Consider the following 26,106-nt stretch of genomic DNA (forward strand, 5'->3'; position numbering starts at 1 on the left):
GAACGCCTAGCGATTCGTTCTCCTTAATTGTTCAGTCCTTCCTCTTTCGTCTCGAGCTCGAAAAGAGTACTATGACTTCTGCTGACTTCTGACTGTTCAGTTATCTATCACTAGATAGGTTACCAAGGTTACTTGGCGTGCCAGCCAGACCTCCCCGGGTAAGTACATGCACTTTCACACCATCTATCCGCCTCATTTACTCGATATGACCTTCGACAGAAAGAGCTTTGTTTTGTTTCGCAAACTCACTCAATCATACCTAGCCTTATATGAGGTTCGTGTTCCTCGGACCGGTGTTTTGCCTCCAGCTTCCTTCAGATTCCGCGTCACCACGGACACCCTTGCTCTTGGCTAACCTCTACTTCTGTCTTCGGGGTTCGGGACTTACACCCTATAGTTCATGTACATGCCGGGCGCACGAAAATGTTGTCTTGATGCGCATGTCCGCATCAAGACAACAGTCAGGTTATTTTTTCAAATGAATAAGGAGCCTTGAGCGATTCTTCCAAACTATGATGGCAAGAGATCCTAGCAGCAATGCCAAATACAAACCAATTTGGGAAAGATCAGCCGTTTTGGCATTCACGGTTGAATTATTTGAGTTATTGGAAGCGTCATCGTCTGTCGACTGTTGATCTGCATCTCGGTTAAAGGTTAGTGAATCGTCATCGCTATTGCTATTTTGTTGATTTTGATCCTGATTTTGGTTTTGATCTTGATCGCTGGAATTCGTATTCTTCGTTGGAACGCCTGTTCCATCATATGGTTTTACACTATCTGGATCAAAAGCAATTTGGATATCATACGTATTGTGATATTGAAGATCTGGAATATCCACCTTGATCTTAGCATTCACTTTTTTAGATAAATCTTCGATCGGGAAACCTACTACTCTTGTATCTTCTTTTTCATTTTTGCTTCGCACTTCCACATCTTGATATTGGCCGTTTCTTTCCACTTGTAATTTCGTGATCCATGAGCTTTTTAGCAATGTGAACGCAACATCTAATTGTCCATTTTTTACAGTTAATAGTGCCGGGCTGACAACATAATCATTGACCATTGACGGTTCTTCTGTACCATTTTTTAATACAGTAAATTCCACGGTATATAGACCGTCAGCCAACTCATTTCTTGTTTGTCCGCCATTGTTATTTCCAGAATTTTGATTGTTATTGTTCGATGGATTGTCTCCAGGCTTATTTGTACCCGGATCTTTCCCAGGATCTTCTGGTTTTTGTCCATCCTCATCCGGCTGATCCTTCTTCACTGGTTTGATGCTGTCTACATCAAACTGGATTTGAACCGTATAAGATCCATCATAACCATATTGCGGTATAACAACTCTTGTTTGAACATTCAGTTTTTTCGTTAAATCATCCACTTCAAACTTGACGACTCTTGTGTCTTCTACGTCATTCGTCGATACAACCTCCGCATCGACATATTGACCGTTTCGCTCTACTTGAAAGGTTTTAATCCATCCGCTGTTTTTTAACGTCACGGAGACGTATTTTTTGCCATCCTTCACCGATAAGTGAGCCGGTTTCACAGTATAGCCATCCATCATCGAGATATCTTCTGTCTTGTCTTTCAAGACCTTAAAGTCAATCGTATATTCGCCGTCTTGAAGCTGTTCTCCAGGCTGTTCATCCTGATCGCCATCTTCTCCCGGCTGCGGATTTGGCTCATTATCTCCAGGTGCTGGATCATTCGGTTCCTCTTCATCTTCTTGTCCTGGATTTTCAGGCTCTTGGCCGCCTTCATCCGGCTGTCCATCCTGCACTGGTGTAATGCTGTCTACGTCAAACTGGAATTGGACGGTATGCGTCATTTCATACATGTTCGGAACCGAAACAGTCAATTGAGCATTCAATTTTTTTGTTAAATCGTCTACTTCAAACTTGACGACTCTTGTATTTTTTTCTACATTCGTCGATACAACCTCTGCATCGACATATTCGCCATTTCGCTCTACCTTAAAGCTTTTAATTAATGAACTGCTTTTTAACGTCAATAAGACGTATTTTTTGCCGTCCTGCACTGTTAGACGGGCCGGCTTCTCTGTATAGTTATCCATTGATGAGATATCATCTGTCCCGTTTTTGAACACTGTCAAGTCAATCGTGTATTCTCCGTCTTGAAGCTCTTCAGCAGGCTGTTCATCTTGATCGCCATCTTCTCCAGGAGCTGGATCATTCGATTCCTCGCCATCTTCTTGACCCGGATTTTCAGGCTCTTGGCCGCCTTCATCCGGCTGTCCATCCTGCACTGGTGTAATGCTGTCTACATCAAACAAGAATTGAACAGTATGAACCGTATCATATACACCTGGTACGGCAACTCTTGTTTGAACATTCAGTTTTTTCGTCAAATCATCTACTTCAAATTTGACGACTCTCGTATTTTCTGTCTCATTCGTCGATACAACCTCCGCATCGACATATTCACCGTTTCGTTCTACTTGAAAGGTTTTAATCCATTCGCTGCTTTTTAACGTCACTGAGACGTATTTTTTGCCGTTCTGCACTGTTAAACCAGCTGGCTTCACAGTATAGCCGTCCATTGTTGAGGTATCTTCTGTTCCGTTTTTCAAGACCCTAAAGCCAATCGTATATTCGCCGTCTTGAAGCTGTTCCGCAGGCTGCTCATCTTGATTGCCATCTTCTCCCGGCTGCGGATTTGGCTCAGTATCTCCAGGAGTTGGATCTTTCGGCTCTTCCCCATCTTCTTGACCCGGATTTTCAGGCTCTTGCCCGCCCTCTTCCGGCTGCTCTGCCTGCACTGGTGTAATGCTGTTTACATCAAATTGGAATTGAACCGTATGAACTGTATCATATACACCTGGTACGGCGACTCTTGTTTGAACATTCAGTTTTTTCGTTAAATCATCCACTTCAAACTTGACGACTCTCGTGTTTTCTGCTTCATTCGTCGATACAACCTCAGCATCGACGTATTCACCATTTCGTTCTACTTGAAAGGTTTTAATCCATTCGCTGCTTTTTAATGTCACTGATACATATGTTTTGCCGTTCTGCACTGTTAAGCCGGCCGGCTTCACGGTATAGCCGTCCATTGTCGAGGTATCTTCTGTTCCGTTTTTCAAGACCCTAAAGCCAATCGTGTATTCTCCGTCTGCTATAGCCGATTCAGCAAAAACAGGCTGTATTTTGACGGTCGGCAATAATAGCAGGAAAACCATAAAAATGGCAAAAAACTTTCTAATCCTTTTCTTCACAAGAAACCTCCCCTTCTACGAAACTTTAAATCTAGATTTGAATTTAAAAATTAGAAATGCTGCAGATAATAAAAATAAACCGATGAAAACATAAAGTGACGTGCTGTCACTAGTTTCCGGATTATTTTCTGTCTGCTTGTCTGTTTCATTTTGATTGTTTGTTTTATTTTGACTACTTTTTTCATTGCTTGTTTTTGTAGAAGCAGAGGTAGATGATTCGTTTGAACTATTAGAATCTGAGCTAACAGCTTTAATGCTATTTTGATCAAACTTTAGTCTTATTGTGTAATGGCTGTCATAAACACCCTCTCCAGGAAATTCGTCTTCTGGAATATAAACATGTATTTGAGAGGTTACAATGTCGGGAACTTGATCTACTTCAAATTGCGCAACTCTTTTATTTGCAGAAGTATCTGTGCTTATCACTTTTGTTTCCACATTAGAAACTTTAAATTCTTTAATCCACGAACTATGATTTAATCTTACTTGAACGAAGTATTTGCCATTTTTCACAATTAGTTTTGCAGGCTTTTCCCAATAATCATTGGCCATGGATACCGAATCATTATCTGCTTTTAAAACTTTATAGTTGATGGTATATGTTCCATCAGCCAAGGAATTATTCGCCGATGCCGGCAATGAAGCATAAAAAACTACAAATAGTAAAAAGACGACTGAAAAAATTTTTTTCATTTTTTGATCCGTACCCTCCTTTAAAATGTAATTAATAGATTGTTATATTCCAGAATTAAATAGCTTTCCTCCTTTCGGCCACTTATCAATAATGATTCTCAATCTCAAGAGTCATTTTATTAATAACGATTCTCATTGTCAATAAATTTTTATGAATCTTCCAGTTTTCCATAATTATAGAAATTTTTCATTTAGTAGTTTTTTATTTAGTTGGAAACTCCGTATTAAAAGACTTTAGTCGAACTTTATACAAGAAAATAGAAAAATCTTGTTTAATTGAATTTCATCCATAAAAAAATAATTTGTATTTATCAGAATGATTGATTCGCCTTATGTCTGAAAAATTATTCGGACAGTGTATTATTCATGTGAATATAGGCTATCGATTAACAAAATGAATAGAAAAAAAATGGAGATGAAACAAATTAGATCAGTTCCCTTTTTTCGGACATGAGGTAGTGTGATGTTAAGGCCAAGGGGGAAAATGAAATGGAAGACTTGGAGTATTTTTAAAAAATGCTTTTTCATTGATTAAACTTTATTAAGAAAATTTAATGTTTGTACCAGCACTTTCTTCTTTATGTATCGATAACGCAATATGAACTCCATAAAAATATGTATGGAGAAGCTGTTATCTCCATAAAAATAAGTTTAGATTCTATAAAAAAGTAATATAGAGCAGATACAAAAATGGTAAAAATTGGACATGAACTTTTTTAAAAAGTGTGAATACGAAATGGAGTGTAAAACGGAATTAATTATTTTTGAATAATTTTTTTAAATAATATTCGCCAGCTATTCTATATGAGTTTACAACTAGGCAATAATGTATTGAAAATACATATGAGCATTTCTTCAAACAATAATATTTTCGCTGTACCTACAATGAAACTTCAAAACAAGCTCATAGTACTAGTAACTCTCATTTCTTTTTATCAATTTGTCCGATCTGTACAATCAACTGTTGACTTTCAAATTATTAAGATCTATTATTATAGAAAATTAAACCTAGCTAAATAGTATGATTTAAATTTAGAACGACTCAATTAGATGGTACAGATTTTTGAATGGATAAAAGGTGCAGACGACGAAGCGGTAGGTACAGATTTAGCATTACTCATCTACAAACAGGGTGTGGATCAAATACATCCTCTCGTTCATCATTTGACACTGCAAAAATAGTGATTCAAAAGCTTGCATATGACAGATCCTATCCTTATGCAAATGAAATCATATATACCTTATTGACTGCACAGTCAGTTGGATTAATAAATGATCAGACATTTAGAATGCTCATTCCTCAAACGCCGGCTGAAGCACTTTCAAATTTTTGTACAGCCACTGTCAATTTTATTAAAGCACATCATTAAGTCATAGGGTGCCATTGCATGAAATAATATTAAGAGCCTAAACGTGTCGCAATTTTTTGAATTTTATATTGATATGTAGTTTTGGAGAATATTTATAAAACTACCATACTTAAGCTTGAAGGCAAGAGGTGGATAACATGCTGGAAATTAAAAATGTACATAAATCATTTGGGAAAAACAAAGTTTTAAACGGAGTTGATTTAAAAATAGATAAAGGAGATGTTGTCGTCATTCTTGGACCGAGCGGATCAGGAAAGACAACATTGCTAAGATGCATAAATTTTCTTGAAAAAGCAGATCAAGGTCAGGCAATTTTTGGGGATATTCAGGTTGATCTTCATAAAGCAACTAGAAAACAAATTCATGCAATAAGACAAAAGACTGCATTTGTATTTCAAAATTACAATCTGTTTAATAATAAAACAGCATTAGAAAATGTAACAGAGGGGCTTATTATTGGCAGGAAGATTCCAAAAGAAAAAGCGAATGAAATTGGAAAAAAAGCATTGGATAAAGTAGGACTGTCCCACAAATACAATGCTTACCCTAGTGAATTATCGGGCGGGCAGCAGCAAAGGGTTGGCATTGCAAGAGCGATTGCTTTAAATCCAGACATCATTTTATTTGATGAACCAACTTCAGCACTGGATCCGGAATTAGTTGGTGAAGTTTTAACAGTTATGAAGCAAATTGCCAAAGAAGGAACAACAATGTTGGTTGTAACTCATGAAATGTCTTTTGCGAAAGATGTTGCCAATCGGGTGATTTTTATGGATGGCGGAGTCATTGTAGAAGAAGGATCACCTAAAGAAATTTTCACACACCCAAAAGAAGAAAGAACAAAACAGTTCTTAAAGCGGGTAATACCCGAGGATTTTACTTACTATACTGTAGATGAGCAAATTCACTAACATAAATTTACATCCGAACAAAAAAGGAGACATGAACCCGATTCCTTGATTAGAATAGATGTGTCACCAAACCATTCTCAAGGAGGTTCATGTCTCATGAATAGACTACCACATCACCAAGGAATCGACAAGTTTTTCGCAATGTTGGGGCTGGCCCTTTATTTCTCTAAGCCGGTCATGAAGCATCTCGTTCATATTATCGATGCGCTGACAACGAAAGGATTTGTGGGAACCTTGACCGATCTGCATCATGAGAGCTTTCATCCCAACCATCGAACGACACTGAGCCATTTTTTCACGAAAAGCCCTTGGGATGAAGAAATCTTGCTTCGCAAACTCCAGCAGTGGATGCTTCGTCATGTGGAACGAACGGCCAAGCGAAAGAATCACCCCATTTTTGTTTCGATCGATGATACGATCTGCCGAAAAACGAAGCCTTCGTCACAGGCGAAACACGCTATTGAAGGGTGTAATTGGCATTATTCTCACGCGGACAAAAAGTCGATTTGGGGACACTCTCTCGTCTGGCTCATGGTTCATACGATGACGCAAGCCTTTCCCTTTGCGTTTCGCCTCTACGACAAGGCGGATGGGAAAAGCAAGGGTCAATGGGCCATCGAGATGCTTTCTTCTTTGGATGTGCACGGTTCTGTTTATGTGCTGATGGATTCTTGGTACCCATCGAAAACACTCGTGGAAGCCTGCCTGAAAAAAGGATTCCACGTCATTGCGATGCTCAAGACGAATCGGGTTCTTTATCCAAAAGGCATCGCCATCCAAGCCAAACAGTTTGCCCGCTATATCGAACCGAACGACACCCATCTCGTCACGGTGGGAGAAGAGCGTTATCGCGTGTATCGCTACGAGGGAGCGCTGAAAGGTCTCGATGATGCCGTTGTGTTGTTGGCTTGGAAAGCCGATCAGCCGATGACACCTGAACATCTTCACTGCGTCTTGAGCACCGACCGGGAGCTAAGCGATGAAGAGATCTTGCGCTACTATGCCCAGCGTTGGTCGATCGAATGCTTTTTTCGACAAGCGAAAGACCAGCTGAAGCTCGATGGGTACCGCGTTCGTCAACGTCGGGCGGTGAAACGGTATTGGATCTTGGTGCAACTCGCTTATGTGTACAGTATGGTCGAATCCAACAGCGATTTCTCTACCGGGCTTGACTTCCTTCGAAAGAAGAAAGGACATAGCCTCGTGGAGTTTATTTACGATGCAGCGAAACAAGATATTCCCATTGATGTCGTTAAAAAACAGCTTCATGTGGCATAAGGGGTACTCCGTTTGTCTCTTTTTACATGGTAATTATTGTAATGAAAATTGCTCAACTACAGTTACTATATTTAAAAAGTGAACAGCCTCTGTCCTTTCACATCACTGTAAATACAGGCCCAAACACAGAAACCTCCTAAAATTCCTAGCCCTAAACGATTCCATACAATTGTTTAGGGCTTTTGCCGAATATTGATTGATTTCCTCCATATCCTTTACGAGCACCACTATTCAAGCTGTTTCCACTGGGCATCCTACGGAATGAACATATCAGGACGTGGAAGCTCCCGTAAAATAAAGAACCTTCGAAATGAGCCAGCGTTTCCCATTAAAGTATTAAATATCCACAACAGCCAAATATTTTAACGACACGACAAGCAAAAGCAAGTTTCTCAAGAACGTGGTAAAATAATAGCATCAGCATAGCACTGTTCAGCAGCGCTGTATTCTTTCGAAATGCATGAGTACAAGCACTTTATTGATCCAACAGTAATGCAAATTCTCACCCGTTATACGAAGAAGTTTTTCGCGGAAGATTTCGATCAAGTGGCAATTATACAAAGCTGAATATCTATCCATATGTTTCCGGCAAAAATGTCCTATTCTTTTGGAACCCGGCAAATGTAAGCATCGTCGTCTATGCAATGAACAAGCAGTTCATCGGTTTTACCCAGATTTTATCCCATACGTTCGCCAACGTTTTCTAAAATAGGCAATTTTGAAAACGTTTACTTTTTATAATTTGTCAGATTTCCTGACGATAATATTGAGAATGCTGCATTTTAAAAAAATAATCTATTTAAAGACCGTTTAAATGGGCTGCTGCTTTTAATAAAGACGGAATATTTTCATTATAGATTATTAAAACCATTTTAAGGAGGTGGAATCATTCAATTAATGATTGCAGATGATGTGCTTGAGCCTAATACCATGAAATTGGTAAGATCGCTGCCGAATGTAATGAATTGATGACGACACCTTTGATTTGTGAAACTGCTGAACAATCGGCAAGATTAATTCAAAATAACTATGAACTAACAGAGATTTTTATATATGCTGACCCCGTGTTTTTCTACTTAGCAAAAAGTGCGTTTCCTATTAGTAATTTTTCGTATTACATCCCTTTTGCAGGATAAATGATCGGCAAAGAATCGATCAATCAAAAAGGAAAGCCAGGCCGGATTTAGGAAAAATCAATATCACGAAATTATCAAAACACGTAAATGAAAAAGGAAAAGCAAATATTTAGTTTTCTTCATAACTGTAAATCCTTGGATAATTGGCTGCATTTATAGAAGCAAACAAAATGTAATCTGTAATTCTCGGTGTTTGGCTGACCATGTAGAGATTCTTTTTTCGCCATATGACTCTTTATGTTACCTTAGGCGGTATGAGCTTCTTGGCAAGGATATTTGGTACGAATCTTGTTTAGGCTCTTCTAATAATTGTTCAGAAATTTTTTTAATAATGATCGACAAAACGGGTGATTCTTGTTCATTCAATTGACCCTTCATTATTGGATTTAGGACTGTAAAAATGCAAAAGGGGGCAAGAATTAATGAGGAATTCATTAGGCTATCCACAATTACTTTCGCAGTTGCGTCAAGACGATTCCCTAGACCTTTTGGCAGACCGTATTGGTGAAATGCTTGAATGTCCAATAACGATAGAGGATTCCAATCATCAGATCATTTCCTACAGCAGACATAAAGAAAATGTTGATGAAGCAAGAATGGCCACGATTATGAGTAGAAAAGTGCCAGATAAAATCATTAACAGTCTTTGGAAAAATGGGATTATGGCAAAACTGTTCGAAAGCGATGAACCTGTTATTGTCCCTGCAATCGAAGAAGTTGGACTTGGCAACCGTGTCGCTGTTTCGATTCGAAAACATAATGAGGTTTTAGGGTTTATATGGGCACAAATCAATGATAAAACAATGGGCGATGATCAATTGCATTTGCTAAAGGAAGCTGCAAAGCTTGTGAAAAACCATCTCCTCCTTCAGCGAATAAGAAAACGAAAAGAAGAAGAGAGTCATCAAGAATTTCTATGGAAGCTATTAACAGGTCATCTGAACGATGTGTCTAAGATTAAACACCAGGCTAAACGAGTTGGGGTTAATCTGGATGGAAATCTTGCTGTTGCTATCATTAACTTTGAAAATGATATAACACAAGCTATTGAAAAACATGCCTATTATTTGGCTGAAACATTGCACCAAGTTCAAGTAGTCAGCAAATTATTTGATCAAAATCAACTAATATTGCTTACCCGGCTCAGAACAGAAAAAGAGGCGATGAACGCTCTTTCCGGTTTTATTAAAGATTTTATCAACAAAATAAGTATGCGTTTACAAATCCGAAATATATCTGGTGCTTTCGGCTCCGTTTATCATACTCCGGAGCATGTTCATTGCAGCTATAAACAAGCATTGAAAGTATTAAGGCTTAAGGAAAAATTCCCCGATGAATTACAGCAAAAGTATAGTTTTCAGGAGATCGGCATCTATCAGTTTTTAGATGAACTTTATCAAATCCGAGTTCGTGACCACTATCAAAGTGAGGCAATCAAAAAATTAAGAGAGTATGACCTCAAGCATCACACCGATTTATTGCATACGCTTAAAAGTTATTTAGAATGCGACTGCAATGTTTATCAAGCAGCGCAATTATTACATGTTCATCCGAATACGTTAAATTACCGTTTAAAAAGAGTAGTAGAAATAACAGGAATAAACCTGAAAGACCCTAACCAGAAAATAACATTATTTCTGGATTTAAAACTTGAAAGCATGAATGTCGAGTAATTTGTATATTTACACAAATTACTTTTGCGGTTTTCTGATTTTTTCATAAAGTAAGGTTCAACTAAAAGAGATATGATAGTGGTGCAGATGTTATTTTAAGGAGATGGTGAGGATGATCATCGGGGTACCGAAAGAAATTAAAAATAATGAAAATCGTGTAGCTATCACACCTGCAGGGGTTGTGCAATTAATAAATGCAGGACATAAAGTTGTTATTGAAGCAAACGCTGGAATCGGAAGCGGTTTTACCGATGAAGAGTATAAACAGGCTGGTGCCGAGATTGTTGAAAGAGCTTCAGAGGTTTGGGAAAAAGCAGAAATGATTCTGAAAGTAAAAGAGCCCCTCCCAGATGAATATGTATATTTCCGAAAAGGGTTAATTTTATTTACCTATCTCCATTTGGCAAATGAACCGGAATTGGCCAAAGCTTTAGTGGAAAATGAAGTGACCGCTATTGCTTATGAAACAATTACCGTAAATAATACATTGCCATTATTGACACCAATGAGCGAAGTTGCCGGCCGCATGGCAGCTCAACTCGGGGCGCAATATTTGGAAAAATCTAAAGGAGGAAAGGGAATACTGCTAAGCGGTGTTCCTGGTGTCAAACGCGGAAAAGTCACGATTATTGGCGGCGGTGTAGTCGGAACGAATGCAGCAAAAATTGCACACGGCCTTGGTGCAGATGTAACGATTATTGACTTAAATCCTGCACGCCTGCGTCAATTAGAAGACATTTTTGGTTCAACTGTGCAGACGTTAATGTCAAATCCTTATAATATTGCAGAATCTGTCAAAGACTCCGATTTAGTTATCGGTTCGGTGCTGATTCCCGGTGCAAAAGCACCTAAGCTTGTAACGGAAGAAATGGTAAAATCTATGCAGCCCGGGTCAGTCATAATCGACGTTGCTATTGATCAAGGCGGAAACTTTGAAACGATTAATTATGCAACAACTCATGACAATCCTATTATCGAAAAATATGGAGTGCTGCATTATGCAGTCGCCAACATTCCAGGTGCGGTTCCACGTACAGCAACAATTGCCCTAACAAATGTCACGATTCCATATGCTGTGCAAATTGCTTCCAAAGGTGTAATTCAAGCAATTAAAGAAAGTGAAGCGATTAAAACAGGCGTGAACGTCATGAATGGAAATATAACCTTTAAAGCAGTAGCACATGACCTTGGCTATGACTATGTTCCAGTCGATGAGGTCATCTCCGAACGATTGTATTCAACATCATAAAAACACCCTTCTAGCTTAGCTATGAAGGGTGTTTTAAAATAAAAGGTTCCTTAAACAACCTTCATTGACATTAATAAAAGTTCGAAACCGCAAAAAGTTGAAGATGGAAAAGGTTGATTTAAATAAAGAAATGGCATTCATTGCTCATCTTTCTGAAAAAACCGGAAAAAATAAATATGAAAGCGCCTTGATGAAAATGGGAGTTGAACAATTGAATATCAAATCGTAAACCGAAATAGATTAACAGGAAACGCTGGCTCCGCAGGAGAACCTTTTTGAATAGAGCCAGCAAATACGATTATTTTTCAGAATTTTATATCAATCAAATGGACAATCAAAAGTTTGTTTAAAACAAATTTCCAGATTAACTGAAAAGGCAAGCTTTTATCAGATTTTCTTTCCAAACAAATTTTCCGCTGCCGATAAAGTACTTCAACATTCGTTTGAAGAAAGAGATCTAATCACTCTTTCATCTACAAAATAAGATAAAAATTCCAAAAAGCTTGTTAAAAGTTTGGAAAGAATCTCTTCGTTATTATATTTTGACTGAACTTCCTGAATTTTTAATCTTATTTTTAGAATGATGAAAGTAAATAAATTATTCATTTATTATCTGATGCATACCGCCAACTTACAAAAACCTGAATCTGTTTGTTATGGGGGAGTTCATCATGAAAGTTTTTGATCTGCATTCTGACCTGTTTACTGATATTGCATGGCGGAAAAGCCGTGGCGAAAAGAATATATTTGATCGATTTCATTATCCTAAACTGAAAGAAGGCGGAGTCGATTCTATCATTTGTGTGTTTTGGGTAGAGCCAAAATTCCGTAATCATCCATATGACAGGTTTCAAACATTATTTCAATATGTAATGAGTGATTTAATGGATTCTAAACACGCAATGATTGGTCATCCTTTGTCTGATCAACGGAATAACCCTGATTCGGAAAAAATCAAAATCTTTTTTGGGGTTGAAGGCCTTACTTTTATGAAGGATTGGAAAGGGGAAACAATTGAAGCCAAAATCGAAAACACATTCAATTTCCTTCATGAAAATAAATTTATTCATTTGATCTTTGCATGGAATGAGCGCAACTTTTTGGCAACCGGTACTGGCGCAGAAGATTCTAAGATCAAAGGTCTCACAGACTATGGGAAAATTGCCGTTCAGATGGCAAATAAGAAAAACTGGATTCTTGATGTTTCTCATTTAGATGAAACATCTTTTTGGGATATGTATAATGCCAGCGAACTTCCAGTTATAGCTTCTCATAGCAATGCAAGAGCTCTTTGTCCCCATGAGAGAAATTTAACAGATGAACAAATAAAAGCGATTGCGGAAAGAGGTGGAATCATCGGTTTAAATACTTATGGTTTGTTTGTAGATCACGAAAATCCAACGATTGATAAATTCATTGATCATGCGATTTATATAGCTGATCTAGTTGGTCCGGAGCATGTCGCCTTTGGGTTTGATTTTGTAAATTACTTAGAATCCTATGATTTAGGTACAGAATTTAATGTATACACAAGAGATCTGGAGGATGCGACAAAAATTCCATATCTTTTGGAGAAAATGAGCAAAAGAGGGTTCACACCTGAAGAGTTAGAATCCATCAGCTTCAACAATGCTGATCATTATATAAAAAAATTATTTTCAAAAGAAAAAGATAGGAGATGATTAAATTGGAGAAGACACTTATTCAAGCGGATGACTATATAACTTTGTGGGGCATTATTGTAGTTTTGGCTTCGATAAGTATTTATCTAGAACAGCGTTACATTTGGGCATCCAAAATAACAGGAGCCATCATTGCACTCATTGGGGCGATCGTTTTATCAAATACTGGAATCATTCCTACAGCATCTCCAGTGTATGATGCAGTTTGGACTGTTATTGTTCCAGTAGCGATACCATTGTTGCTTTTCCATGTTAACATTAAAAAAATATTTAAGGAAACCGGAAGATTGCTTATTATCTTCCTATTAAGCTCGATAGGGACAATTGCCGGCACCATTGTCAGTTTCTTTTTATTAAAAGATTATATTCCAATGCTTGACAGACTAGGTGCTATGTTCAGTGCAAGCTATATTGGCGGCGGAGTGAATTTTGCCGCAATGGCCGCTAAGTTTAAAACACCAGGTGAATTAGTCTCTTCTGCGGTAGTTGCCGATAATTTAATGATGGCCATACTCTTTATTATTCTAATGATTATTCCAACACTTTCATTTTTCAAGAGACGTTACAGTACTCCCCACATATTGGAAGTAGAGCGTCAGGGTGCAATAGAAGATGGAAAAACATTGGCGGAAAGCTTTTGGAAAAGAAAGGATATTTCTTTAAAAGATATTGCACTTTCTGTTGGGACAGCCTTTTTGTTTGTCATTGTATCCTTTAAGATCGCCAAATATTTTGACCAGTTGATTCCATCTGGGGAAGATGTTTCGTTCTTTATGAATTTGCTGAATGGACTTTTCGGGGATGGATATATTATGCTGACAACGATGACGTTCATGGCACTGACGTTATTTCCGAAATACTTTGAAAATATTAACGGGAGTCAGGAAGTTGGAACATTTTTGGTTCATATATTTTTCGTTGTTATCGGCATCCCGGCGTCCATACCGCTCATTATTCAAAATGCACCATTGTTGTTATTGTTCGCCTTTATTATTGTCATCATTAATTTAATCATTTCTTTAGTTGCCGGAAAAATATTTAAATATGATCTTGAAGATATACTTTTAGCAAGCAACGCTAATATTGGCGGGCCAACAACCGCAGCTGCATTGGCCATTGCGAAAGGTTGGAAAAATTTAATTGGACCGATATTAATAGTCGGAACATTCGGCTACATTATTGGAAACTATGTTGGCACAATTCTCGGCAACTGGTTCTCAACTTTTATGTAAGTGAATCACTTGACCCAGCATTTCAAAAAATGCTGGGTTTATGACAAATACTTGAAATCATAAACTGTGGTCATAGCAAAATTTTTGATGTGAATGCGTTCAATAATCTTTACTCTCATATAGCAGAAACTATTTCTAAATGGAAATACTAAAGAATCCATAACTGAAACTGCCTCAAATGACTTCGCCGAAACATTGCATTGTTGTTTCCATGAAGTTTAGAAGGATTAACGCCACTTTAGCAAGCTTTGAAAAATATTTCAAACTATGTTCCAAGATTAGAAATTGAGAATCTGCCAAGCTGTCCCCTGCATGAATTCATTTAGAAAAAACCATTTTATCAGGTACTCTTATCGAAGATTTTGTGGTAATCTGGTAATCTTTTCTCCATAGTTGGGACACCAAGGCAATTTTATCATGATTTTTTAGACGGAAAAAACTTGTGTTTATCCATTAGTTAATAAAAATGCATTTTATACAAGAGTAAATCCTGAACTTTGTGTAAAGCGGAATCTAGGTTCGGTTCGTTGGGTTGGATGTGAGATTTTACATAATAATTAGGATTTGGCCAATAATCAGTGATATTACGCAAACAACTTTTTGCTGTTTGAATTTCCAGTATATATCCTAAAAAAGCATATTGTTGTTAATTTCACCTAGGGGGAAAACACAATGAATCATGGAAGTTATCGAGACACATGGGTTGAAGTGGATTTGGGAGCGATCCAGCATAATGTAAAGTCCTTTAAAGAACATATTCATAATGAATGTAAGCTGATGGCTGTCGTGAAAGCGGACGGATATGGACACGGTGCCATCGAAGTGGCAAAAGCTGCAATTGGAGCCGGTGCTGACTATTTAGCGGTTGCCATCCTTGATGAAGCAATTTCCCTAAGGGAGGCAAATATTAAGGCTCCAATTTTAATTTTGGGTTATACCTCCCCAAATGCCGTAAAAACTGCAATACAACATGATATTACACTAACTGTTTTTACGCAGGATGTGTTAGATCAAGTGATACAGACTGCAGAGGAACTGAAAAAAAACACCCATATTCATATCAAAATTGACAGCGGGATGAACCGGATCGGCATTAAAAATAAAGAAGAAGCTCTGAAACTGATTCATTCCAATACTTCTTCTTTTGTAACGGTGGAAGGGATATTCACTCATTTTGCACAAGCGGATGATCCAGATTCATCCTTTACAGAAAAACAATTTTCCCATTTTCAAGCAATTGTTGATTACTTGGAACAACATGATGTACATATCCCAATAAAACATTGCTGCAATAGTGCCGCAACGATCGCATATCCGGAAAAGCATTTGGATATGGTTAGGGTTGGTGTCAGTCTGTATGGGCTTTATCCAAGTGAACATTTGCGAGACAAAATTTCCTTGAGACAAGCGATGAGTTTTAAAACAAAGCCGGTTCTGGTCAAAATGGTGAATGCCGGTGAATCAATCAGCTACGGCTGTACATTTACAACTAACAGAGTATCAACGATTGCAACGATTCCTGTCGGCTATGCAGATGGGTTATCCAGATCCATATCCAATAAGGGCAATGTTACTGTAAAAGGAAAAAGGGCGCCTATTGTGGGCAGAATCTGCATGGACCAGTCGATGATTGATGTAACAGGTGTTGGAGCTGTGAATGAAGATGACATCGTCACTATTTTTGGAGATCCAGATCATGGCTATATTTCATTAGGCGAAGTAGCGGAACAAATGAATACGATCCACTATGAAACAGTCTGCCTCATTGGCAAAAGAGTGCCAAGAGTTTACGTGAACAACGAAAACAAAACCTAAATATCATTGTTTACGAACGGGGTCTCTGCCCCCAAAGTTCAAAAAGAGCGGCACATTCGAAAATATAGTCATGAATCACATTGTTAAAGGCATTTAAGAAATGTAGTGTTTGGCAATAAAAGGTTTGCATATTATATATTCCATATCCACCGCCTTACATGAATAGGCGGGTATGATAGGCTGATAAGCCCCGCAAAGTCCTATAACGGGTAGCGGGTATATTATTTACCTCCTGGAAACTTTCGCAGAATGAAGTTGGAAATATGCCTTGAAATAACTTAAAAAACGCGAAGTGCATTCCTCAAGTTAATTTATTTACATTCATCTTACAGCCTTTAGAATAATTAATAAATATATTTTTAACCTTAATGATGGCAAGAAAATTATAGTTACAAGTTATGATGCGAAAAATTTTAAAAAAGAGGCTCCTCGGTCCTCTCTAAATAATTTCTATCCATGAAACTTATCAACTATAAGTTTTAAGTTAAAATTGAAGTCACTTATCCGCAACAAGTCACACACTCTCATAAAACCGCCCTCTTTGTCTCAATAGAACACGATTTTAACTTTTCGTTTTTCACAAACGGTTCTCTGCCGTGCAGCCTTATACTCCTCCTCAAGAAAATATTATTTTAATGACATCCCCTTACCGATAAATTATATTATTTGGACTTACATACTAAACAAAAAACTCGATGGGAAAATCAAAAAGACTTACAAGTAGTCAATAAATGTTACAGAAGTATAATTTAAAGGAAATCCGTAAACTTATCGGAATTCCTTCAAGCACTTTCAGCAAACTAATGCCAGAAGGGGACTACCTTTATCATCAAGCGGACAGGCAATATTACCCGTTTGTTCTCTCGAAGATGTTTTTACTGCCAATGCTTCTTTCGCTAATTGCAGCTAAAAAATCCCTTTGAATGTTTCCTTCGTTTCATGTATACCAAAGGTCCTCTTCATTTGGTCACTTTGATTATAAAAAACGATTAAGTCCTGAATTTTGTCACTAGCATTGCAGTAATTAAATCTGATGATTCAAAATACTAAGAATGTTCAATTTTTTATTGATTTCGAAACAAAAAAATCCTTTACAATGGAAGTACAGGTGGTTCCTGCCCAAATCCAATCGTAAAGGATAACCATTATGGACAAGAATACACTAATTTCATCATTTGGTAAATGGGTTTCACCCATAAATATTCAAAAACTTAGCGAACAAGTCAAAGAATTGAAACAGGACTATTACACAAAAAAGCTGACAACAGAAGCCTATATTAAACTTTTATTGGTAGCCCAGCTGCTCGAATTTAAGAGCTTAGAGGAAATGAGTGATGCACTTGTAGACGAAGATCTTCAAAAAGCACTCGGATTTGAATCGATAAGTGCCTCTCAGCTATCCCGAAAAAACAATCAGATCCAGCTCACTTATTTAACTTTCATACATATAAAAGAGGTGCACTTCACATCAAGTGCACCCCAACAATTGACATAGAACCTAATTTTCAAGAACACTCAGCAACTGAAAATTAGATGTGTGTCTTAATGCCACCGTGTACGGACTTTGCATACCATAAAATCCAGAAGGGGAGATCGCGTCCAACAACGATCTCCCCTTCTTATGTATCTACTATTCTTCTAATAGCAATGATTTAAGTTCTTCTAATCCTTTTTGACGCTCAATTGGATCCAGAAACCCCACACATGAATAGATTCTTAAGCAATAAAAAAACACCCATTCACAATTGACCATCATCTAAAATGAATGGGCATTTAAAAATTTTTAGAGCATATGTTCAGGAAAAATCTACTTTTGGACTGGAGGCTGCTTTATTTTATCGAGTAGAGGACTCTACATAGCCTTTCTGACCCAGCACATAGAAGACATCTTGACGACTCTCCAAAATGTAGGAGGGAGCAGGCTTGCCTCGGTTCGCCCGGTGACCAGCAAGGTGAGCCTCGCTCTTCTCCCAGGCTTTCCAAGCCTCTTCTGATTCCCAGCGAATCATAACGAGTACTTCTTCATTCCCTTTTCTCTGCCTTTTCTTAAGCACGCTTAAATCGATAAAACCCGGCTGCTGTTCGATTATTCCCTGTGAAGTGAAGCGATCAACAATTCGATCGGCATGTCCTTCTGTCACTAAAATAGTTTTTATTTGAACAAACACTCACATTACTCCTTTCATTGTGATTATACATTATTATATTTGATAACAATTATCATTTTCAATAATACCCGCAAGAAATATTCATCTTTTTTCAAAACGCTTCTCTATCAATTCATTTAAAAAGATGATGGCCAATAGCAAAGCGCCTGATCCGCAGCACAACATATGACGATATGGCTCCGCTGTCTCCACCAGATGAAAAATTGAATTTCCGGCACACTATCACTATTTAATTGTTTCTCTACTTGTCCGGCTTTCGTATCAGATACTCCATTAGCCAAGATAATATTCATTCATTATTTTAAAAAACTATTTTAATATAAAAGTTCACAACAAAAAAACACACGTTTATGAAGTCAAACGAAATCAGCTCCTAACATGTATTTTTTACGTGACAATATTGTTGTCAATCTTGATAAATAAGTTTAAATTTTATCCAAGACAGGTGTCTTTTTACGAACACAAGTTTTACAATGCTTTTAAGGCTGCGGCAGAGCAAGCTCTTTATTGTCAAAATGGCTTTCCATTCAAATTCCGCATGTGTGTAACACCGTAAGGATAAACTCTTTTGGTTATCATAATAAAACTCCCCATGAAGATAAACAGATTTTTATTTTTTAATCTGTCTACCTAATGGGGAGGCATATCAAAAATCAAAACGTCATTAAAACAAAAAACACATAAACATCAATATATAAACGTTACTAAAACATTAAAGGGGAGGTCTATAAATCGAAAAAACGACTTATTAGACATCCCTCTTTTTTTCGTCGTGACAACAAAAAATTTTTAAAAACGGATTATTTTCAATTATATTCTATTATTCTGCAATTTTTTTATATTATCTCTGCTTTAAAATCATTGACTTATCAGTCTCTTTTCTTTATTATAGAAACAATTATCCACTGATGAAAAGTGGCTGTTTTAAACTTTATTCATTCCACACCTTTGTTTCTCATCCAAGAAATTAGCTATAAACCGGTTCTTTTTCGTTTACACCAGAGATCGGTTCTTGTCCGTTTAGACCGAGCGTCTCTGCTGTTGAAGTATGAAGTTCATGGAAAAGATCCGGGTTTTCCACTAGTGACACACCATAAGAAGGAATCATTTCTTTAATTTTCGGTTCCCATTTATTCAGATGTTGAGGAAAGCATTTTTTAATTACTTCAAGCATTACGTGTACAGCAGTAGAAGCTCCAGGAGAAGCACCGAGCAATGCAGCGATCGAGCCATCTGCAGCCGTAACAACTTCTGTACCAAATTGAATCGTTCCTTTACCGCCAGCTTCAGTATCTTTGATAATTTGCACACGTTGGCCTGCGACGACTATATCCCAATCCTCTGATTTAGCCGTCGGGATAAATTCACGCAGCTCATTCATGCGCTTTTCTTTCGTTAACAGAAGCTGCTCGATCAAGTATTTTTCCAAAGAAAAGTTTTTAAAGGCTGATGCCAACAAAGTTACGAAATTGTGCGGTTTTACGGAAGCAAACAAATCCAAATTTGAACCAGTTTTTAAGAACTTAGGCGAGAAGCCTGCAAACGGTCCAAAGAGCAATGTTTTTTTGTTGTCGATATACCGTGTATCAAGGTGCGGAACTGACATAGGAGGTGCACCAATTTTAGCTTTACTGTAAACTTTTGCATGATGCTGCTCTACAACTTCTGGATTATTACATACCATAAATAATCCGCTTACAGGAAAACCACCAATATGTTTACCTTCTGGAATACCAGATTTTTGAAGCAAGTGCAGACTTCCCCCGCCGGCTCCAATAAATACGAATTTAGCCTTATGGATTTCAACTGAACCGCTATTGAGATCCTTCACTTTCAATTCCCACAAACCGTCGCTTGTGCGTTTAATATCCTTAACACTATGCTTGTAGTATATTTCGACCTCTTTCTCTTTTAAGTAGTCAAATAACATGCGTGTTAAAGCTCCAAAGTTAACATCCGTACCTGAGTCGATTTTGGTTGCTGCGATCGGTTCATTCGATGTACGTCCTTCCATTATAAGCGGAATCCATTCTTTCAGTTTTTCCGGGTCATCAGAAAATTCCATTCCTTGGAATAATGGATTGTTTGATAGCGCTTCAAAACGTTTCTTTAAATATCTCACATTATTTTCCCCTTGGACTAAACTCATGTGGGGCAGCGGTCTGATGAATTCCTGCGGATTTTGTATTAGATTGTTTTTTACAAGGTAAGACCAAAACTGTCTGGAAACTTGGAACTGTTCATTAATTTTTATAGCTTTGCTAATATCAATAGATCCATCCGGTTTCTCGGGTGTGTAGTTAAGCTCACATAGTGCAGCATGCCCCGTTCCTGCATTATTCCATTCATTAGAGCTTTCTTCTCCTGGTTTGTTGAGCTTTTCAAACACTTTAATTTCCCATTCCGGCGCTAATTCTTTCAACAGTGTCCCTAAAGTCGCACTCATAATTCCGGCACCAATTAAAATAACGTCTGTGTTAGTTTGTCTGCTACTCATTTTTCCCCATCCTTATCCCCCAATATTTGTAGAAAGGATGCAGGCGACCTGCCTAATTCAAAGCTCTACATGGCTTTCGCCACACGCCTTTTCTACAACAGTTATATCTTAATTATAGTATATCATTATTTAAGTATAGTTCATTATTAGTATTTCTAATTAAAGTCCATCACGATTATTTATAGATTTACAGATTCTATATCAACTTTATACAACCAGACCGCTAAAATTAATTTTTTCTTGAAAATGAATCATTTTACTCCACCAACATATCCTATTATTTACCAATCGCCAGATATCACCTGAACGAATGAGATGTGCTGTTTAAATAAGAGTTTCTACCGATAAAGAAGATCAAAAAAGAATCCATAAGCAGTCAAATAGAGCTCTTTATGGGATATATCTTGGTTAAAGGGGGATATCGAAAATTTTTACGTTGATGCAAACGCGAACAGTTGCACAAAATAAAACAGATAAATCATATCTTCAAACAACAGATGATGAACATGTCACTCAATTATAAAATCAGTCACTTATTCTGCCTCCCAAAATAGATAATTTGAACAAACAGTTCCAATTGTTTTTTTAGGATTTATTCCTTTGTTTGCTTATCTTGCCAGCAGTGATGATGTTCTGTCATTTTTTGGCGTGGTTTTTCACTCTATGCAAAAAAACACAAATTTTTACATATAGGATGTATGTTTGAATTTGATCATTTAATATTAAGTCACTTTACAGAGGAGCGACCACATAAAAAATGAGCCACTTGATTTCCCAATTTTCAAAACCTCTCTTATGATTGGAAGTGTCAGAACATTCAAACATAAGAGAGGAAGAAAAGGATGATCAGTATGGCTCAATTTCATATCAAGGATAAGTAATTTCCTATGATCCTGAAGCTCTAGTAATTTTTTGAATCAATATTTTTCAATTCCTTGAAAAACCGCTTGAAGCATCTTTTCAATCTCGATGACCGGATCTAGTTCTTTTTCGAAAATAAACCAATCATATAAAGTTCCCCGCATGCACCTGGAAATGATCATGGCCAGCTCTTGTATTGAAAAATCTTCGGTGAACTCCCCTTTTTCCTGTCCCTCTTGTAAGTAATTTTCAAGAATGTGATATAATCTTCGATTCGTATCCGCCAGAAACTTGGCGCTTTGGGGATTCATATAAATCGTTTGCATTAACTCTTTCCCTAAATCGTTTTTCAAATACTTCATTTGTGTGATGGAAAGACGTATAATTTTTTCCTTAGCAGATAAATCATTCGGCAATGTTTTGCAAAATTCATCATAAAAGTTATCAATTTCCTTAAACTTTTCCAAAAAAATTTCTGACTTCGAAGCAAAATGCCCGTAAAAGGCTCCCTTCGACGTTTTGCTTTTCTCGACGATTTCATCCACAGTGACTTGGTTATATCCTTTTTGACTAAACAGCTCCAAAGCTGTTTCCAAAATTCTTTTTTTGGTTTTAAGCGCTTTTTTTTGCTTTGCATTTAATGTCATAAAAAAATCCCCTTTTTTCCTAGCTCAACTTGTCTTTTATTATATCTAATGGTCTTGGAAAACCTATTATACAAAATATTCTAAATTAACAAAATATTATTGACAAATCAAATGTATTGAAATAAACTATGGTCTATAAAGACTACAGTCTATTTTTTATGTAAGCGTTTACTATAGGGGGTGAAATCTATGGATATTATTGGAGAAAGAACGATAATCGATTTGCTTCATGAAAAATGCAGGTTGCACGGAGATAAACCATTTCTTGTCTTTGAAGATAATAACAAAAAAACCACCATGTATACTTATCAGACGTTTTTGCAAAAAGTGAATAAATTCAGCCGAGTACTTTTGGATTTAGGGATTCAAAAAGGCGACCGGGTTACTCTCCATCTTCCAAATGGTTCTGACTTCATTGTCTGCTGGTTTTCATTAGCTAGAGTCGGTGCGGTTATGGTACCAACAAACATCCTCTCGACTGCAAATGAAATGGAATATTACATCGCCCACTCGGAATCGGTTCTCCTAATTACAGAAGAGGGGTATTTGGAAAAGTTTCAATCAATTCAAAGCAAATTGCCAAATCTTAAAAAAATATTGTTAAGCCGCTGCAAAAATGATCTATACAAAGAAATAAGCATGGATCATTTAATTGAAAAAGCAGAGGGAGACATTCCTCCTATATCCCTCAAAAGCGATGATATTGTCTCCATCATGTATACTTCGGGAACAACTTCTAAGCCGAAGGGATGCATGATTACTCATGCCAATTATCTTTATACTGGCGAGGCTGTTTCGAAGACCCTGAACTTTACCCCAGAAGACAGGGCTTTGATCGTACTTCCTCTTTTTCATGGCAATGGCCAATACTATCTGTTTATGCCTGCCTTAACCGTTGGAGCAAGTGTTGCCATCACGGAACGGTTCAGTGCTTCCCAATATTTTAAGCAGGCAAAGAGATTGCATGCAACAGTCGGTTCATTGTTTGCAGCTCCCATCCGCATGATTTTAGCACAGCGTTTTGATGAGGCAGACAAAGAAAATCCTCTCCGCTTAATCATCTTTGCCCAATCGGTCACGCCTGAACAACTGCAGGAATTTGAACAAAAATACAATGTACCGCTGTTGCAGCTATACGGAATGACAGAAACTGTAGCACCGCCATTAATGAATCCATTATATGGGCAAAAGGATAATACCGGAATCGGAAAGCCCATCCTCAGCGCCGAAGTCAAACTTGTGGATGAAGCGGGAAAAGAAGTACCGGTCAACAAACCCGGTCAGATCATTGTAAAAGGCATTCCGGGGCGCACTATTATGAAAGGGTATTTCAAAAATGAAAAGGCAACCAACGAAACTATTCAAGACGGCTGGCTGTATACAGGGGACAACGCCATTATGACAGAAAACGGTTATTTTTACTTCGTTGATCGGAAAAAGGATATGATCAAACGTGCTGGAGAAAACGTAGCGGCAATGGAAGTAGAAAATGTAATCATGGAACATCCGGACGTGTATGAAGCCGCTGTCATCGGCGTGCCTGATGAGATGCGGGATGAGGCCATTAAAGCGTTTGTAATTTTAAAAGAAGGCAGACAAACGACGGAACAGGAGCTGATTGAACATTGCCGGAACCGTCTTTCAAAATTTAAAATACCGAATACCATCGAGTTTGTGAAGGACTTTCCTAGAACGTCTGTCGGAAAAATTCAAAAACATTTGTTGAGGAAATCCGAAAATGTACTTTAAAATCATTCAATTTACCTTTATGAACCTGCTTTTCCAACATGTTAAACCTCGGAATGTCGTTAATGAAATTCCGCCGTTCCAGTGCAAGCGATAATGAAATAACCGTGAATTCCCTCAAAAAGAGAATTTGAATTTGATTATTAGATATGTGAGATGAGGGGTGTATTTTTATGAACAAAATCCGTATCTTGTTTGCCAGCTTATCAGGGTCTGTCATTGAATGGTATGATTTTTACCTATATGGTACTGCTACGGGACTTGTGTTTTCATTTCTATTCTTTCCAAGTCATGATCCGGCTGTAGGACTATTACTTTCTTTTGCAACCTTTGGAATTGGCTATGCAGCCAGACCTATCGGCAGCATTATCTTCGGTCATTTTGGTGATAAGATGGGAAGAAAGGCCGCTTTAATATTTACACTTATTGGAATGGGCGGAAGTTCATTTTTGATTGGTCTTCTTCCTACTTATGAGCAAATTGGTATTTGGGCGCCGATTATACTCGTCCTTTTAAGGCTCATCCAAGGTATTTCCCTTGGGGGTGAATGGGGTGGAGCTGTTCTGTTGGCCACCGAATATGCCCCGAAAGGCCTTCGCGGACTGTATGGCTCCATTCCCCAGTTAGGTGTACCCATCGGTTTAGTTCTCGGTTCATTAAGCTTAACGGTTATTAGTTATTTTACTTCTAATACACAATTTTTGGCATGGGGATGGAGGATTCCGTTCTTATTTAGTGTCGTTCTGATTGGACTCGCACTCTGGATCCGAAGCGGAATTGAAGAGACTCCTGCCTTCAAACAACAAAAGGAAGCTGGAGCAATTGCGAAAATACCATTTTTGGAAACGTTCAAAACGAATTGGAAAAGTGTTTTGCATGCTATCGGTTTAAAAATTGGGGACGGATTTTTCAATGTATTCTTAATGTCATTTATTCTTTCTTATTCTACGGTGTACTTGGGGTATTCCAACCAAGTGGCACTAACAGCCCTTACCATTGGCTGCGCAACTATGATTATCACCATTCCGGTTGTAGGATACTTGTCTGATTATATTGGTCGAAAACTTATTTATATTGTCGGATTAATTTTATTGTTTATCTTATCTATCCCTTATTTTTCATTGGTTGACGAGGGCGCTTCCTGGTTATACATCATGCAAGGCGTGATGCTGGGAATCATCTGGGCATCGATTTTCGCAACACAGGGCACCTTATTCTCCGAATTATTTCCGGCAAAGGTTCGCTACACAGGTTTATCCTTCGGGTATCAAGTGGCAGCCGCCATTGTTGGTTTCGGTCCGATGATTTGGACAACAATGGCCGAATCCTTCGGTCCTTCCCCATGGGTCTTTGGCGGATTTATGATGGGAGGCATTATATTATCCCTTATTTTAAGTCTGTTAGTTCCGGATACGAGAAAACGTTCGTTATACGATCATCATATTGAAACAGCTGAAAATAATTTCAGCATAAAACTGTAAGGTAAAATAAGATTTCTATCCTTCCACGGGGTACCATAAATTATTGAATGAGGTTACCCTGTTTTCATTTTTAAATAAACTCGTTTGGTATATCTATGTGTGGGGCCTAATTATGGTGTGAATGCCTCTTACGCAGTTGCTAGAAACGAAAAACTCAAGGGTGGATCGACACTCCCTGAAGGAAAGGGGATGCCTTGACATTATTTGAATCTCTCATGCTCGCTATTTCCTCTGGGGGTGGATGGACCAATACTGTCTTTTTTAAAAAAAGTAATCCGCTCTTGAGTTGGCGGCTCAGAGTGGATACAGTTAGTGCCGCTGAATCGGCTGGTCCCCCTGACAGAGAATCGTTTAAAGACGGTTATCAATGTTCGTCGTATGGATAACTTTTTCATTCACCACCAATTTATATGTTTATTATATCTT

At 37.8% G+C, this 26,106-nt stretch carries 17 protein-coding genes; 12 read left to right on the forward strand and 5 right to left on the reverse strand.

The features are described from left to right. Window positions 1-466 precede the first annotated feature (466 nt). On the reverse strand, window positions 467-3,241 hold the full coding sequence (locus tag NSU02_RS17490) for an NEAT domain-containing protein (protein ID WP_339193391.1): 2,775 nt from the start codon (window positions 3,239-3,241) through the stop codon (window positions 467-469). A 15-nt stretch (window positions 3,242-3,256) separates the two neighbouring features. Beyond that, complete coding sequence (isdC, locus tag NSU02_RS17495; protein ID WP_339193392.1) at window positions 3,257-3,934, reverse strand: heme uptake protein IsdC; 678 nt, start codon at window positions 3,932-3,934, stop codon at window positions 3,257-3,259. A gap of 1,050 nt (window positions 3,935-4,984) precedes the next feature. On the opposite strand from isdC, the gene NSU02_RS17500 reads away from it, so the two are divergent. The 10 genes from NSU02_RS17500 to NSU02_RS17545 all read left to right on the forward strand — a co-directional run bounded on the left by NSU02_RS17500 (window position 4,985) and on the right by NSU02_RS17545 (window position 17,775). Further along, window positions 4,985-5,116 (forward strand): hypothetical protein, encoded by a 132-nt coding sequence (locus NSU02_RS17500; RefSeq protein ID WP_339193393.1) that lies wholly within the window; start codon window positions 4,985-4,987, stop codon window positions 5,114-5,116. Window positions 5,117-5,441: 325 nt separating this feature from the next. After that, the gene (locus NSU02_RS17505; protein ID WP_339193394.1) at window positions 5,442-6,215 is read left to right on the forward strand and encodes an amino acid ABC transporter ATP-binding protein; all 774 of its coding nucleotides are present in this window, start codon (window positions 5,442-5,444) and stop codon (window positions 6,213-6,215) included. Window positions 6,216-6,311: 96 nt separating this feature from the next. Continuing rightward, complete coding sequence (locus NSU02_RS17510) at window positions 6,312-7,493, forward strand: IS701 family transposase (RefSeq protein WP_063388773.1); 1,182 nt, start codon at window positions 6,312-6,314, stop codon at window positions 7,491-7,493. Window positions 7,494-9,051: 1,558 nt separating this feature from the next. Beyond that, window positions 9,052-10,302 (forward strand): PucR family transcriptional regulator, encoded by a 1,251-nt coding sequence (locus tag NSU02_RS17515; RefSeq protein WP_066250119.1) that lies wholly within the window; start codon window positions 9,052-9,054, stop codon window positions 10,300-10,302. 112 nt (window positions 10,303-10,414) lie between these two features. Then, the gene (ald, locus tag NSU02_RS17520; RefSeq protein WP_339193395.1) at window positions 10,415-11,551 is read left to right on the forward strand and encodes an alanine dehydrogenase; all 1,137 of its coding nucleotides are present in this window, start codon (window positions 10,415-10,417) and stop codon (window positions 11,549-11,551) included. A 103-nt stretch (window positions 11,552-11,654) separates the two neighbouring features. After that, window positions 11,655-11,780, forward strand: coding sequence for a hypothetical protein (locus NSU02_RS17525; RefSeq protein ID WP_339193396.1), 126 nt, complete (start codon window positions 11,655-11,657; stop codon window positions 11,778-11,780). A gap of 442 nt (window positions 11,781-12,222) precedes the next feature. Next, window positions 12,223-13,233, forward strand: coding sequence for a membrane dipeptidase (locus NSU02_RS17530; protein ID WP_339193397.1), 1,011 nt, complete (start codon window positions 12,223-12,225; stop codon window positions 13,231-13,233). 5 nt (window positions 13,234-13,238) lie between these two features. Continuing rightward, window positions 13,239-14,465: a DUF819 family protein gene (locus NSU02_RS17535; protein ID WP_339193398.1), complete on the forward strand. Its 1,227-nt coding sequence runs from the start codon at window positions 13,239-13,241 to the stop codon at window positions 14,463-14,465. 672 nt (window positions 14,466-15,137) lie between these two features. After that, window positions 15,138-16,280, forward strand: coding sequence for an alanine racemase (alr, locus tag NSU02_RS17540; protein ID WP_339193399.1), 1,143 nt, complete (start codon window positions 15,138-15,140; stop codon window positions 16,278-16,280). A gap of 1,147 nt (window positions 16,281-17,427) precedes the next feature. Continuing rightward, the gene (locus tag NSU02_RS17545; RefSeq protein WP_339193400.1) at window positions 17,428-17,775 is read left to right on the forward strand and encodes a DUF4372 domain-containing protein; all 348 of its coding nucleotides are present in this window, start codon (window positions 17,428-17,430) and stop codon (window positions 17,773-17,775) included. A gap of 340 nt (window positions 17,776-18,115) precedes the next feature. On the opposite strand, the gene NSU02_RS17550 is transcribed toward NSU02_RS17545, so the two are convergent. The 3 genes from NSU02_RS17550 to NSU02_RS17560 all read right to left on the reverse strand — a co-directional run bounded on the left by NSU02_RS17550 (window position 18,116) and on the right by NSU02_RS17560 (window position 22,453). Beyond that, on the reverse strand, window positions 18,116-18,448 hold the full coding sequence (locus NSU02_RS17550) for an antibiotic biosynthesis monooxygenase (protein WP_066250125.1): 333 nt from the start codon (window positions 18,446-18,448) through the stop codon (window positions 18,116-18,118). Between the two features lie 967 nt (window positions 18,449-19,415). Further along, on the reverse strand, window positions 19,416-20,945 hold the full coding sequence (locus tag NSU02_RS17555) for a malate:quinone oxidoreductase (protein WP_339193401.1): 1,530 nt from the start codon (window positions 20,943-20,945) through the stop codon (window positions 19,416-19,418). A gap of 917 nt (window positions 20,946-21,862) precedes the next feature. Beyond that, window positions 21,863-22,453: a TetR/AcrR family transcriptional regulator gene (locus NSU02_RS17560; protein ID WP_063388770.1), complete on the reverse strand. Its 591-nt coding sequence runs from the start codon at window positions 22,451-22,453 to the stop codon at window positions 21,863-21,865. Window positions 22,454-22,642: 189 nt separating this feature from the next. Between NSU02_RS17560 and NSU02_RS17565 the strand changes: the two genes are divergently transcribed. Both NSU02_RS17565 and NSU02_RS17570 read left to right on the forward strand, forming a co-directional pair. Further along, the gene (locus NSU02_RS17565) at window positions 22,643-24,202 is read left to right on the forward strand and encodes an AMP-binding protein (RefSeq protein ID WP_339193404.1); all 1,560 of its coding nucleotides are present in this window, start codon (window positions 22,643-22,645) and stop codon (window positions 24,200-24,202) included. A gap of 170 nt (window positions 24,203-24,372) precedes the next feature. After that, entirely contained in the window at window positions 24,373-25,680 is a 1,308-nt protein-coding gene (locus tag NSU02_RS17570; protein ID WP_066250135.1) for an MFS transporter, read from the forward strand. The last annotated feature ends 426 nt before the right edge of the window (window positions 25,681-26,106 follow it).

The organism is Aeribacillus sp. FSL W8-0870 (assembly GCF_037963755.1).
Classification (GTDB): domain Bacteria; phylum Bacillota; class Bacilli; order Bacillales; family Aeribacillaceae; genus Aeribacillus; species Aeribacillus composti.